The organism is Thiothrix sp. (genome assembly GCF_028714775.1).
In the GTDB taxonomy this organism is placed as follows: Bacteria; Pseudomonadota; Gammaproteobacteria; order Thiotrichales; family Thiotrichaceae; genus Thiothrix.
In genome coordinates, this window is sequence record NZ_JAQTLS010000036.1 from 1 (window position 1) to 13,710 (window position 13,710).

Genomic DNA, 13,710 nt, shown 5'->3' on the forward strand with positions numbered 1-13,710 from the left:
GCGACCCGATACAGGTCACGACGATGGTGGTGGATGTTGACCGGATTTCATTTTTTGCCGGGAACCCCCGGCGTTCCCCAAATGAGAAGTACCAAGAAATCAAGGAATCCATCCGGGACACCGGCTTGGACAACCCTCTGCCGATCAGCCGCCGACCGGATGACCCGGTAGGCCACTACACTATCTATAAAGGTGGCAATACCCGCTTGCGGGTATTGAAAGAGCTGTGGGCGGAAACTAAAGACCAGCGGTTCCTGAAAGTCCGCTGTGAGTTCCACCCCTTCGTTTCCGATACCGACGCCTTGATTGCGCACCTGCGGGAAAATGACTTGCGGGGCGGGATGACGTTCATTGACCGGGCATTGGCAGTGCAGGATGCTAAGGCAAAATTTGAGGCTGAATTGGGGGAAACGCTGTCGCTACGTAAACTGGAGGCCGTTTTTAGGCAGCGGGGCTACCCCATCAGCATTGGCATGATGTCCAAATTGGACTATGCCGCCAAGCTGAATGGGTTTATCCCCACTGCATTGAAATCTGGCGTTGGGAAAGACCAGTTGGAAAAGCTGGCGAAGCTGGAGAAGGCGGCACTAGCCGTCTGGCGTTTCCACGGCGATAGGTATGGCATAGAACAACAGTTCCGCGATGCGGTGTTTGCCCCCGCACTATCCGGCTGCGACGGTGAGTCATGGACATACGAGATTGCCGAAGCGGCGGTACGGCTACGGGTACTGGCGGCACTGCCACAAGGTACAGACCGTGACGCAGTGCAAGCCAGCTTCAAGATGGCGCTGGATGGCAAGGAACTGAAAGCGACAGAACCAACCCGTGAACCGGAACCAATCCCCCAATCCACAGCAGCCCCAGCCTATGCACCGTTAAACCAGTATGATTTGTTGGGCGGTAATGGGCCATCAGACAAACCAGCCGCCACCCTAGCCCCCAAACCTGCCGATGATGCTGGAATCCGCATCGAAGGTGGTGGGGGCAATATGCCGTGGGGCAGTAGCCTTGACGATGATGATGGTCTAGACAACTGGATACCCCAGCGAAAAGACGTGGTGATAGAAGGCAATGGACGTTGGACGGACAAGGTTGGCAGGCTGCGGGAACGCAACTACCAACTCGCCTGCAACTTGGCGGATGGCTATGTGCCGCAAGGAAGCCAATCCATCACCCAACTGAACATTGGCTACGGTTTCATTCTCCATGACGTGTTCAGCCCAGAATACACAGCACCACTGTGGGAACGCCTGAATGGTGCAGACAACGAAAAATATAACCATGAAGAAAAGCATGAAGCCAACTTGGTGCTAATGCACGCTGCCAACCTCTGGTGGTTTTTGGTTGAGGTCAGCTCCACCTTTGCTGACGACCATGCACCGAGAAGCAGTTGCCCGACTGAACTGCTGGAGCAACACGTCCCAGCGGATAGTGTGATGCGCAACCCTGCTGTGCTACAAAAAGTCCACCCTATTCTCCATCCCAAGTTTCGCGGGTGGGGTTGGTGGCAAAAATTACCTGACAAACAACTCGAATGGGCCTTTGAACTGATCCGTAACACCAACAGCATCATTGCTGCCGTATTGGATCATGGCAAAGAAACAGGTAACGCCAGCGCATGGGAGATCGCGGCATGAGCACTGGCAGGGATACTAGGAATACCCCCAACATCCGCCAAGTGCTGGCTGCTGTCTCGCGTGTCACCGAGAAACGGCTGGATGCCGCACAGCAGCAACGGCTGGGTGGTTTGCCCAAACTTTTGCAGGATCGTATCCAAAGCAGAATCAAGGGCTTGCTGAGGGTTTCAGCGCTAAAACAACTGGATTACTGTTCCCAAGTAAACATCGACCCGATGGCTTTTGAGCGGCTGGTGTTGGCAGAACAAGCCGCGTGGGAGGCGGAAACAGGGCAGGATGCGCTGGTGCGGCAACTTATCCAAGGTGGTGCATCATTATCCATGCTCAAGACACTGTTGGGCATCAACAGCCAGACGTTTAGCGACATCCGCAAAGCATTGGGCATGGACGGCACTGCCAATACCAGCCCACCGATGGATGAGCTTGGTGCTGCCAACCTGTACCGGGAATGGGAAATGATCGGCAAGCCAGTCACTGTTGAAGGTTTCCTGCATTTGCACCAAACCAGCGGGCAACCCTACCGGGTACTGTGGGGATTGGTGCAGGATTGGCAGAACGCCATCCAACAGCGTGGCACTGCCAAGCGCAAGGCCAAGGGGTAGCCGCCGATGCAAGGGATGCAGGCTTATCTGCAACAGATGGTGGAACGCAGCAGTTCCACCCTGCTAGACCGGGACGGCAAGCCATCGGCTGAGGGGCTGCTATTCTTGGGGAACCCGCAATTGGTGTTCCCGCGCCTGCTGTTTGAAGACCCCGTACTGGAACCTGTAGACCGCAACGTATGGGCAGCGGTCAAGCTGGCAGCAGCCAGTGGGGATTCCGTCACCGCCTTCCCCAGTTACAGGGAATTGATGTTACGTTGCAATGTCGGCTCCAAAGCCACCATTGCCCGCAGCATATCCATCTTGCGTTCCACCCGTTGGCTGACCGTCTGCAAGGCAAGGCTACGTGACGCCAATGGACGGGTCAGGGGCAACATTTACGCCTTACATGACGAACCGCTGCAATTGGCGGAAACCTTGGAATTGGATGACTACTATATCGACTGGTTGGAAGGGAGTGCTGATGGCAAGCACACCCGCCACCGCCGCGCCATTGCCATTGCAGGCAGGGTGTTGGCAGACATGCGGGCGCAATTGCGGGCGGGTGAGGACATCACCCAACTGGAGATGCCAATCCCCCGCCGCATCCAAGCGATGGAAAGTGCAGCCCTGACAGTCATTGGTGAAAAGCCATCCAGCCCATTCTTTGCCTTGAGCGCCGAGAGCATCATAGAAATCGCCGATGGGTGTTACCTGAAAGCCAAAACATTGTTGTCCAATAACAAAATCGACCAAGTACAGTTAGTGTACCCAGCGAAAAACGCCCCGGAAACACTAAGTACAGTAACTGTACCGCGTAGTAGTAGTAAGTATTTAAAGAAAGAAGAGAATACTACTACTGACCCTGTAGTAACTACGGAGGCAGGGGGCAGTACAGCAACTGTACTGGCATGGCCTACCAACCTGACCAGCAACGACAAGGGATTGGTCAGGTTGCAACTGGGGACAATCCCCCATCAACACCACCAACCTGTACTGGATGCGCTGGCAGCCAAATTATCAGCCATCGCTGATGGTAAAGCGCAGCCATTCCGGTTCGGTATCCTGCCCTATGCCCGCAAACTCTGCGAACTTGCTGTAGCGGGCAAGTTAAACCCTGTACCCACCATCGTGCCTACCCCGCCGGATAACCCCGATACCTTGCCACAAACGCCGGAGGCGATTGACCGCGCATTGAAGACGCTGGCGTGCCAATTGTCCAATGCCAGCGCAGAAGCCAAGCGCCTGAGGCAGTTGGCTGAACGGGACAGCAGTTTGGCTGGGGCAGTATTGGAAGCTGAAGGGCAGTGGAAGGCAATAAGCCAGCGCTATACAGAAATGAAGCAGATGCAGGGACGGGTATTGCACTGAGGCAGGGTAAAGCCCTGATGGAAGCCCAAAACCACAAAAACTGGGCCAGTGATTCTACTGGAATCAGATGAACAGAAATTAGCCAGCGTTTCCGCCGGAAACGCTGGTCATAAATTAGCCAAGCAATTCTGCCGGGATCATGTGGGCAGAAATTAAGGTTCTGAAGCAACAACAAAACGAGGTATGACATGACAAGCGGTAAAGAAGATGCACGGAAAAGGCTGATGCAGATGTTCAGTGGGCAGGATGCGGCTACGGACGCTCCGGTTGGGACTGCGTTGCTTCCGGTCAGCAGTATGGCTGATGCGCGGACGGGGCAATTAGGGGCATTGCGTGGTGACGTGAAAATTACTATCCAGACGCGCCAAGCACAACTGTTGCTGACCGGGCGTGAACCGACACCGGAGCGCCCCAACCGGGTAATGGGGTTGATGCAGTTCAGCAAGTACCTTGGTCAGATTGCAGCGGCTGCGAAGGAAGATGACCCGTGGGCAGATTGGACGATGGTGCTGCTAGAGGAAAAGCTGGAAGCAGCACAAGCCTTCATAGAAAAGCAGCAAGCCAATGTCCAGCGGACGTTGGGTTCAAACCCGTTGTTGGATATTCAAGTGGCTGAATCGCTCGCCCCGATGCGGGTATCCATTGGCTTTGCCTCCAGCCATGCCTACTGGGTGGCGCGGGTAATCACCGAATACGACACTTTGGTGCGCATGGTGCTGACGGCACGGCATACGTCCCTAATCGACCAAGAAATGGCGAACGTATTACTCAATGATGCAGCAAAAGTAATCCGCAGGGTGTTTGAGTCAACAGCACGTTACCGCCAGACGTATGTAAGCCGTGCGGATGTGGCGGCGGGGACGGAACTGGCGCGAAAGGCGGCGGAGATAATGGGGGATGTGCCAGACGGCATATTGGACAAGTCCAGACGGGCGAAGTTTTCACCATCCGGGGTTGCATCAAGTCCGCAGGCAGGGCAACAAATGGTACGTACTGCACCAGCGGATGGTGATGTGCTAATTGCGGAGGGTACTGCTTAGCCGGTGTGCAATCTTGCGGGTGTGCAACTTAGCATCGCCTAAAGGGCCTTTAAGGGTAAGGGCGAGTGGGTGAAAACAAGGATGCCGCCCTTACCCATTGGTTAGTGGCAAGAACAGGGGAAGTTAGTGAAGGGAGGTTGTTATGGGTTTATACGGTTTGCCGTTTGACGGCATCAAGGGTATCCGGGCAGAAATGGGGCGGCTGGAAGACATCGAAGCGGCACTGCTCGAAGACGCCAAGGTGCTGAAACAGGAATGTTCCAAAGCATTCGGTTACGGGACACCTATCGCCCTGCTGCAAGAACGGAACAAGGCATTTATTCCGCTGCGGTGGCGGGATATGTCGAAAGGTTCAAATAACCGCGTGCGGATTATGTTGGACTGTGATGTAGGACAACAACTGCAAGCCAGCCTGCCGGAAGAGAAATGGCGGGAGCTGCTGGGATTTGAACTCAGGCGGATGCACCTGAGCCATGCGTTAGGGTTAGTCCGGTACGAATTGAGCCGCTTGAAACGGCTGGAAAGTGAATTTAATGCATGGCGCAAGCTGATGCGGGATTTAAAACCGCAGTGATGGTGGACTTTTACAAACAAGACTGAGGATTTAGATATGGGAAACCGATTTGAAGGGCGTGGCAACTTGGGCAATGACCCCGTGTTGAAATTCGTGGAAGTGGCAGGCGGTGAGAAGCGTGCCGTTTGTGAACTGCGGGTGTACTTTGACCGTCAGGTGAAGGATGGCGATAACTGGAAGGAGCAAGGCGGGTTCTGGCTGAACGTGAGTTACTGGGGCAAGCGCGGGGAACAGGCAGGCAAACTGCTGGTGAAAGGATGCAGGGTATCAGTGGTTGGTATGCTGGTGCAGGAGTCGTGGGCGGATAAAGAAACCGGGGAGGAGAAAAGCCGTCTGGTACTGGAGGCCGACAGTGTAGACCTAGATTTACTGCGGGTTGAATCGGTGCGGTTTGTTGAGAAGCAGGCAGCGTGATGGTTAAACCCCACCCCAACCATCAACCCACGCCAGCCATACGTGTTAGGCTAACCACCAAACAAAACAGGGGTTGATTGATGCTGTACGTGTGTGAGAAGCCGAGCCAAGCGCGGGACATTGCGAAAGTGCTGGGCGCGGGTGGGCGTGGGGATGGCTACCTGCAAGGGCAAGGCATTACGGTGACGTGGTGCTTTGGGCATTTGCTGGAGCAGGCCGAGCCGGAGGCTTATGGGGCGCAGTACAAGCGCTGGAGCTTGGAGTCGTTGCCGATCTTGCCTGCCGAGTGGAAGCTGGACGTGAAGAAGTCCGGGGCGAAACAGTTCCGGGTGATTGAACGCCTGTTGAAGCAGGCGCGGCATGTGGTGATCGCCACGGATGCTGACCGCGAAGGGGAAATGATTGCCCGCGAGGTGATGGAGCTGTGCAACTACCGGGGGCAGGTGTCGCGTTTGTGGTTGTCAGCGCTGGATGATGCCAGCATCCGCAAGGCGCTGGGGCAGTTGAAACCGGGTGCTGAAACCGAAAAGCTGTACCAAGCGGGGTTGGCACGCAGCCGTGCCGACTGGTTGGTGGGGATGAACTTAAGCCGCGCCTATACTTTGGCAGCGCAGTACAGCGGGCAACTGGGGGATAAGGGCGGGGCATTGAGTGTCGGGCGGGTGCAGACCCCTACCCTGCGGCTGGTGGCAGACCGGGATGAACAGATCAGGCATTTTGTGCCAGTGGATTACTGGGATGTGGTGGCGAGCTGTTTGCCTGCTGGTGCAGCCAATGTGTTCAAGGCCAACTGGGTTGCACCCAAGGGCAAGGATGGCATTGACGACGAAGGCCGCTGTACCAATATGGCACTTGCCCAAGAAGTGGTGGACACCTGCAAGGGGCAAGCTGCCACGGTGTTGCGCTGTGACACCGAACGCAAGCGCCAAGCCGCACCCTTGCCGTATGAACTGTCCGGCTTGCAGGTGGAAGCCTCCCGGCGCTGGGGCTTGGGTGCACAGCAGGTGCTGGACATTGCCCAAGCCCTGTATGAAAAGCACAAGCTCACCACCTACCCGCGCACGGACTGCGGTTTCCTGCCGGTATCGCAACATGCGGATGCTGGAGCCGTGTTCAAGGCATTGGTGGCGACTGACCGTAACCTGTCCGGGTTGGTGTCGCAAGCGGACACCAGCATCAAGGGCAAGGTGTGGGATGACAGCAAAATCACCGCCCACCACGGCATCATCCCCACCGCTGCCCACGGCACTATCGAACACCTGTCGGAACAAGAATTTTTCCTGTATGACCTGATCCGCAAGCGCTATCTGGCGCAGTTTTTCCCCCACTACGAATACGACCAGACCGTTATTGAGCTGGATTGCCATCACTACAAATTCCGGGCATCCGGGCGGGTTGAGCGGGTGGCAGGCTGGAAAGTGGCCTACCAAGAGCCGGAAGCCGAACCGGGAGCAGAAGACGGGAAAGCGGGTGCAGCCGATAAGGAGGCACAGGCATTACCGGCACTGGCGAAGGGTGACAGTGTGCTGGTGCAGGATTTGGCAAGCATCAAGCGCCAGACCAAGCCACCACTCCCCTACACCGAAGGCACGCTGATCCAAGCCATGAAAGGCATTGCCAAGCTGGTGGAAAACCCCAAACTCAAGGCAATCTTGAAGGAAAACGCCGGGATTGGCACGGAAGCCACCCGCGCCAACATCATTGAAACCCTGTTAAACCGCAAACTGTTGGAGCGCACCGGCAAGAAAAAGCAGTTGCGTACCACCCCCAAAGGCATTGCCCTGATCGGGATGCTACCCAATGCGGTGAAAGACCCAGCACTCACGGCAGCATGGGAACAGGCACTCGATGCCATTGCCAGCGGTGAAATGACACTGGTGCAGTTCATGGACAAGCAGCAAAACTGGCTGATGAAGGTGCTGGAACGTGCCAAAGCCGGGGCCAACATGCCTGTACAGCCGGAATCTGTAGCAGCAAGCCGGAATGCTGGTGCAGCAGCTAACCCAGCGGGCAGCAACCGTCAGGAAGCTGGTGCAGCAAACCCAGAAACGGGCGGCAAGCCCTGCCCTGCCTGCGGTAAGGCCATGCTCAAACGTCAAGGCAAGTTCGGGGCTTTCTGGGGATGCAGTGGGTTTCCGGGTTGTAAAATGATACTGAAGTTTTAGGCATTGTAAGACCCACCGTTGCTGGCAACATCGACGGCGAAACCTTCGCGCTTCAACCCTGCGTGCGGGCTGGTGCTGAAATCCGATGCCATCCTCTGCCAGTAACAGGAGCATGGAAAATCCTTACCGTTAGTGGGTTATCGTTTCTTCATACGTTTTCCCATCACGGATGTGGTAAATCCGCTTAAAGATGGGGATGATCTTTTCATCGTGCGTCACCACGATAATCGCGGTCTGGTGCTGTTGCGCCATTGCATTGAGGATGCCCATGACCCCCAATGCCCGTTCACTGTCCAACGGTGCAGTCGGTTCGTCGGCAAGGATAATCGGCGGGTTGTTTGCCAAGGCGCGGGCAATCGACACGCGCTGCTGTTCGCCGCCGGAAAGCTGCGACGGGTTGGCTTTGGCACGATGTCCCATGTCCAGCGCCTCCAACAATTCCAGCGCACGGCGGCGGGCTTCGCGGTTGGATTTGCCCGCCAGCATCGGCAACAGCGCCACGTTGTCGGTCACGTCCAAAAACGGGATCAGGTACGGGGCTTGAAACACAAAGCCGATCCGGTCGCGGCGCAAGGTGCGCAAATCTTTGACCTTCCACACCCCATCGAAAATAGCTTCCCCACCCAAAAACATCTGTCCTCTGGTCGGGTCAATCACCGCACCCAAACTTTTCAGCAAGGTGCTTTTGCCCGAACCGCTGGGGCCAACCAACCCGACCACTTCGCCGGGGGCAATGCGCATGTCCACGCCTTTGAGCGCATCCACCGCCGTATCGCCGCTGCCGTAACGCTTGCATAAGCCGCGCAGTTCAATTGCCGGGGTGTTGTTAGGGCGAGTGTCGGTCATGGTTGCCAATCAGGATGGTTAAAATAATCGGGGTACTGGTGCAGGGCGTGCCTGATTTTCTCCACGCCTTCAGGAGATTCGGGGGTTTTGCTGAGCATATCCGCCCCCGTCAATAACTGGCTAATAATGCCATGTAAGGCAGCATCTGCTTGGGGGTCTAGTTTGCAGTTGGCAATCAGGTAATCCACCTGCTCCTTAGTGGTAGCTGCCAACGCTACCCCTTGTTGTTGGAGCGCGGCATCGCGGATACGCTGCATTCCGGTGCGTAACGGCTCATCGGTGTCCCAGCGTCGGCCTGCGTTTAACGCCATCGCAGCATTACTGTGGGTTTCATGGGCATCGGCTTCGGCTTCGTGGGAAGCGTGTAAATATGTCCATGCGGCTATACTACCACCAACGGTGAGTACCAACACGCCGACAATAATGATGGCTTGACGTTTATTCATTGCAAATCCCTGCTACTCTACATTTTCACCAAAACGGTAAATGGCATGACAAGCAATGCAATTATTCATCGCTGTGCTTAGTTGTGTCATGGTGTGCTGGCTATCTTTCATAGCCTCGGCATCAGCCGCAATTTCATCGAACTTTTGGCGCGTATCAAACCCTAGCTTTTTCATCTCAAGGGGAAGCTTTCTAAACAACGAACCGGGCGTATCAGCTTCAGCAGCCATACCAGAGGCTGTTGCCGCACTGGCTACGAGCGCAAAGTCTTGTTTTGATGCTGCCGCCAGAATTGCCTGTGAGCTTTGTAACCACTTGCGCATTTCGAGCAACAAGGCATTACGTTCATCCTTGGTTAGTTTGACCTCTTGTCGCCCATCAGTGGAGGGTTGCACCTCACCCGCCGTAAATTTGTAAGCAAATACCGCCACCGCAAAAGACAACACCGCAACAAGACCCCAACTTAGTTTGCAATATTTCATAAAAACCCCATCCCTAACGTGTTAAAAATCAAGCGAACACCTGTCACCTCCCATTAACCCCCTATCGCTTCCGCCGGGTCAACCTTCAAAGCAGCGCGGATCGCCATCGTGCTTGCCAAGGTACACACCACAATAATGACCAGCAGCCCCGCCACCGCATCTTGCGGCAACAGCAGCACATACTTGGGGAAGGCAGGTGCCCACAAAGTCGACACCGTTTTGCCGATAATAAAACCCACCAGCCCCAGCCCGATGGACTCCTGCAAAATCATCCATGCAATCGTGCTGTTGCGCGTGCCGATCAGCTTCAGCACCGCGATTTCGCGGATTTTCCCCAGCGTCATGGTGTAAATGATGAAGGACACAATCGCGGTACTCACAATCGTCAGAATCACCAAAAACAGCCCAATTTGCTTGGCGGAAGTGGCAATCAGCTTTTGCACCGCAATCTCCTCCATCTCCGCGTAGGTGTAGGCTTGTAAATGTTTCCAGCGTTGCACCTGTGCCGCGATAGTTTGCGCCGACCAACCGGGGCGTACCCGCACCAGCACCGCATTGACGTTGTGGCTAACGGTCTGGCTGGCCTGCACCGCTTCCAGCAAACCCGGCACGGCGGGACGGTTGAACGCAGGGTTAGCTGCGGTACGCATCCGCCCACTCACAATCGCATCGTTGTCCTTGAGGAACTGGCTGGCCTGCCCATCCGCCAGCGGAATAAACACCATCGGGTCGCCACCAGACGACACCGTGCGGCTGCTCAAACCCACCACGGTATAATCATTGCGGCGGATGCGGATACGTTCGCCCAACGTAAACCCCGCTTTCACGTCAGCAACCGCTTCGTAGTGGGAACGGGTAACGTGGCGGCCTGCCACCAACGACGGCGGCGCACCGGGCTGCCCCGCTTCAAACCCCACCACCATGACGCGCACATCCTTGCCTTGCTGCTGCACCTGCATGGTGAAATAGGTGACGTTAGCCGCCTGTTGCACACCGGGCAGCCCCAACACACTGCGGTAAACATCGTCAGGCAAACTGGAGGCTTCCGCATACGGCCCTTGGGTATCTTTTTGCACCACCCAGATGTCGGCTTGGCTATTGCGCAACAACACCTGCGCATCGTCCACCATGCCGCGAAAAATGCCCGCCATCGAAAACGTAACCCCAATCAACAAGCCCAACCCGATGCCCGTGAGGACGTATTTCGACCACGAATGCGCGATGTCGCGGGCGGCAAGGCTGATCATGGTTTGCTGCCTGCCAACTGTTCCACCACCTTGATTTTGCTAGTCGGCGTAAGCGCCTTGCTGGTGTACACCACAATCTCATCATCAGCCTGCAAACCACCCAAGACTTCCAACTGCCCATCCAGCGATTGGATGCCGGTTTGGATAGCGGTAAATTGCAGGGTGTTGTCGCCGTTGAGTTTCCATACCCCCGTTTGCCCATCGTAGTGCTGGGGGGCGGCATTGGGGATCACCAGTGCATCGGCTTTTTGCCCAGTTTGCAGGGTGACTTCTGCCAATTCCCCCAACGACAGGCTGGCGGGAGGTGGGGTAAAGGTGATGCCGACAATGCGTTCTTCGGTGATGCTGTCGCTTAACGGTTCGATGCGTACCAGCTTGCCGACCAAGGGCTGTTGCGGGGCGGAACGCAGGGTGATGCTGGCGGTTTGCCCGACTTGTAAACCCAAGGCGAGGCTTTGGTCGATACGCGCTTTCACCCAATAGCTTTGCGGGTCGGCAAGCGTGAGGACGGGCTGGCCTGCCACCAAGGTTGTGCCCGGTTCGGCATCGCGGGTGGTGATGATGCCCGCCACGGGTGCGGTCAGCGACAAGTTGCTGCGCTGTTGTTGCAAGGCTTGCAGGTTGGCGGCGGCAACGGCGGCATCCTGCTGGCGGGCTTCGGCGGCACTGGTGCTAAGGAGTGCGCGGTTGGCAAGGCTGGCAGTGCGTTGGTTTTCGCTGCTGGCCAGTTTGAGTTGGGCGTGAGCGGCTTGGATACGGGAATCAAGGTCAATCGCTTCCATTTCTGCCAGCGTTTGCCCTGCACTGACCATCTCGCCGACATCGGCGAGCACACGCTTAACGCGCCCCGCAGCGGTGGGGCCAAGGCGGTAGGTGTAACGCGCTTCCACCGTGCCGATGCCAAACACGCTGGCTTCAATCGCTTGGCGGGTGACGGGGGCAACGGTGACTTGCACCGGGGCGAGTGGGCCACTTTTGGTCACAACCCAGCCAAAGCCACCGAGCAGGATGAGGGCCAATAATGTGAGGAAGATTTTCTTCAGCAGTGGGTTTTTCATCAGCCAACTTCCTTGCGGATAGAGCGCAGATACAGTACCAACACCCCTTCCGCAACGGGTTGGATGCTGGCAAAAGACCCTGCCAGCATCGACTGCATCACCAAGCCTTGCAGCGAACCGATAAACAGGGTGGCGGCACTGCGTTCATCCAGATTGGGCACAACCACCGCTTGGGCTTTGGCCTGTTGCAGCACTCCGATCAGGATGCCGCCGTAACGTTGCAACATCCCCGCCACTTGCTGCTTGACCGGGGAATCAGCCGGTTGCTGCAATTCGTGGAAGATGAAGCGCGGTACGCCGGGGTTTTCCTGCACAAATTGCAGGTGGGCGCGGAAAATGTTGCCGAGGTTTGCCAGCGGGTCAGGTGAGGATTGGGCAGCGGTTTGGATCAAGGGTAACAAGGTTGCTTCCAGCCATTCTGCCACACTCTGCCAGATCGCCTGCTTATTGGGGAAATGGCGGAATACCGCACCTTGGCTCAAACCAATCGCTTTGGCTATATCTGTGGTGGTGATGCTGGCGGGTTCTTGTTGTGCCGCTAATGCCAACACTGCCTGCACCATTGCGGCTTGGCGGGCTTCGGCAGGTTGGCGGGTGGGGAAGACGGCAGTGTTCATGGCAGCTTTATTTCTTCAAACAGTATGTTAGTAAGTACTCGCTAACATACTGTCATCAAACATACCTACCGTCAAGCCACTCCTCAATTATTGTGCGGGTTGGCGATGTTTCAGTTGGTGGGCGGCAAACTCAGCCGGGTCAAGTTTGCCATCCTTGCTGGTATCCATATCGGCAAAAGGTTCGGCATTCGCTGCGTTTTTCAGCGGCCGCCCTGCTGCTGCCTGCGCTGCCATGCGTTGGGCGCGACCTGTATTCAATTCCACTTCGCTGAGGTAGCCGTCTTTGTCCGTGTCGAAATCAGCAAACGCGGGCATATTGCCACCACCGCCATTTCCAGCACGGCGGTTGCCCATGCCTGCGGTGAATTCTGCGGCGTTGATGCAACCGTCGCCATTGGTGTCAACGCTGGCAAAATCAGGGGGAGCCATACCAGCGCCCATGCCTGCCCCTCTGCCAGCACCCATGCCGGGGCGGTTCTGCGCTTGGGATTGTTGCCCTGCCGCCAGTTCAGCCGGGGTCAGCTTGCCGTCTTTATCGGTATCGAAGTCAGCAAAAGCCGGGGCATTGGCTTGACCGCGCATCGGCATACCCGCCGCTGCCTGTGTTTCTGTCCGCTTGGCGCGGGCAGCATTGAATTCGGTTTCGCTGATACTGCCATTGGCATCGGCATCATAGCTGGCGAAAGGGATCGGGCCGCGTGCCGGAATGTCTTCCGCCCACGCAGATGACAAAGCTACAGCCAGTGAAAAAGGGACTGCCAGCATAGCAGCCAGCATTTTGAAATTGGATAAGGTGTTCATATCTATGCACTCCATTACTCATCATTTGACGCTAGCCTCTTAGGGTAGCGTAACCAACCCCAAGAGGAGATGCCCTATATCAACACTTGATAGTTATCGGCCACGACCGCCATGACCTTGCCCGCTACCGCCGCCATGTCCACCACCTTGACCACGCCCACCAAAACCATCCCCATCAGCCTGCGCACCCCATACGCTATCTTGGGCTTCATCCTGTCCTAAGCGATTGCCTGAGCCGCCCTGATTAAAATCATCAAATGCCGGGGAATTGCCTTGTCCCCGCATTGGCGCTCCGTCTGTTGCCCATCCTGCTTGGCGGGTGGTGCGGAAGGCATCCAATTCAGCTTCGCTGATTGAGCCATTCGCATCCGTATCGTAGCTGGCAAACGGCACTGCATCCTGCATCAATGCGCCATCACCTGTCCGTGCCGCT

Annotated in this window: 15 protein-coding genes; 7 read left to right on the plus strand and 8 right to left on the minus strand. The window is 56.3% G+C overall.

Translation table 11 applies throughout. The features are described 5' to 3' along the window. The 7 genes from PHE17_RS20275 to PHE17_RS20305 form a co-directional block, all read left to right on the plus strand. The coding region (locus PHE17_RS20275; RefSeq protein ID WP_363320160.1) for a ParB family protein at positions 1 to 1,637 on the plus strand (1,637 nt) is incomplete at its 5' end. Then, on the plus strand, positions 1,634 to 2,239 hold the full coding sequence (locus PHE17_RS20280) for an STY4526/YPO1902 family pathogenicity island replication protein (RefSeq protein WP_301017742.1): 606 nt from the start codon (positions 1,634 to 1,636) through the stop codon (positions 2,237 to 2,239). The genes PHE17_RS20275 and PHE17_RS20280, both read left to right, overlap by 4 nt. A 6-nt stretch (positions 2,240 to 2,245) precedes the next feature. After that, positions 2,246 to 3,589, plus strand: a complete 1,344-nt coding sequence (locus PHE17_RS20285; RefSeq protein WP_301017743.1) for an STY4528 family pathogenicity island replication protein — start codon at positions 2,246 to 2,248, stop codon at positions 3,587 to 3,589. A gap of 188 nt (positions 3,590 to 3,777) precedes the next feature. Continuing rightward, positions 3,778 to 4,629: a PFL_4669 family integrating conjugative element protein gene (locus PHE17_RS20290; RefSeq protein WP_301017744.1), complete on the plus strand. Its 852-nt coding sequence runs from the start codon at positions 3,778 to 3,780 to the stop codon at positions 4,627 to 4,629. A 142-nt stretch (positions 4,630 to 4,771) separates the two neighbouring features. Next, on the plus strand, positions 4,772 to 5,203 hold the full coding sequence (locus PHE17_RS20295) for a hypothetical protein (protein ID WP_301017745.1): 432 nt from the start codon (positions 4,772 to 4,774) through the stop codon (positions 5,201 to 5,203). A 36-nt stretch (positions 5,204 to 5,239) separates the two neighbouring features. Next, the gene (ssb, locus tag PHE17_RS20300; protein ID WP_301017746.1) at positions 5,240 to 5,617 is read left to right on the plus strand and encodes a single-stranded DNA-binding protein; all 378 of its coding nucleotides are present in this window, start codon (positions 5,240 to 5,242) and stop codon (positions 5,615 to 5,617) included. An 80-nt stretch (positions 5,618 to 5,697) separates the two neighbouring features. After that, positions 5,698 to 7,782 (plus strand): DNA topoisomerase III, encoded by a 2,085-nt coding sequence (locus PHE17_RS20305; RefSeq protein ID WP_301017747.1) that lies wholly within the window; start codon positions 5,698 to 5,700, stop codon positions 7,780 to 7,782. Between the two features lie 129 nt (positions 7,783 to 7,911). On the opposite strand, the gene PHE17_RS20310 is transcribed toward PHE17_RS20305, so the two are convergent. The 8 genes from PHE17_RS20310 to PHE17_RS20345 form a co-directional block, all read right to left on the minus strand. Continuing rightward, positions 7,912 to 8,628 carry an ABC transporter ATP-binding protein gene (locus PHE17_RS20310; protein WP_301017748.1) on the minus strand — a complete coding sequence of 239 codons (717 nt, stop codon included), beginning with the start codon at positions 8,626 to 8,628 and terminating at the stop codon, positions 7,912 to 7,914. Next, positions 8,625 to 9,074 (minus strand): hypothetical protein, encoded by a 450-nt coding sequence (locus PHE17_RS20315; protein WP_301017749.1) that lies wholly within the window; start codon positions 9,072 to 9,074, stop codon positions 8,625 to 8,627. Before PHE17_RS20315 ends, PHE17_RS20310 begins: the two co-directional genes overlap by 4 nt. Positions 9,075 to 9,086: 12 nt before the next feature. Beyond that, positions 9,087 to 9,554 carry a hypothetical protein gene (locus PHE17_RS20320; protein WP_301017750.1) on the minus strand — a complete coding sequence of 156 codons (468 nt, stop codon included), beginning with the start codon at positions 9,552 to 9,554 and terminating at the stop codon, positions 9,087 to 9,089. Between the two features lie 53 nt (positions 9,555 to 9,607). Continuing rightward, positions 9,608 to 10,801 carry an ABC transporter permease gene (locus tag PHE17_RS20325; RefSeq protein ID WP_301017751.1) on the minus strand — a complete coding sequence of 398 codons (1,194 nt, stop codon included), beginning with the start codon at positions 10,799 to 10,801 and terminating at the stop codon, positions 9,608 to 9,610. Beyond that, positions 10,798 to 11,859 carry an efflux RND transporter periplasmic adaptor subunit gene (locus PHE17_RS20330; protein ID WP_301017752.1) on the minus strand — a complete coding sequence of 354 codons (1,062 nt, stop codon included), beginning with the start codon at positions 11,857 to 11,859 and terminating at the stop codon, positions 10,798 to 10,800. Before PHE17_RS20330 ends, PHE17_RS20325 begins: the two co-directional genes overlap by 4 nt. Next, a complete protein-coding gene (locus tag PHE17_RS20335) occupies positions 11,859 to 12,476 on the minus strand; it encodes a TetR/AcrR family transcriptional regulator (protein WP_301017753.1) in 618 nt (205 codons plus the stop codon). The genes PHE17_RS20330 and PHE17_RS20335 overlap by 1 nt, the downstream gene beginning before the upstream one ends. 87 nt (positions 12,477 to 12,563) lie before the next feature. Then, the gene (locus PHE17_RS20340; protein ID WP_301017754.1) at positions 12,564 to 13,277 is read right to left on the minus strand and encodes an EF-hand domain-containing protein; all 714 of its coding nucleotides are present in this window, start codon (positions 13,275 to 13,277) and stop codon (positions 12,564 to 12,566) included. 93 nt (positions 13,278 to 13,370) lie between these two features. Beyond that, a partial coding sequence (locus PHE17_RS20345; RefSeq protein ID WP_301017755.1) for a hypothetical protein occupies positions 13,371 to 13,710 on the minus strand: 340 nt, incomplete at its 5' end.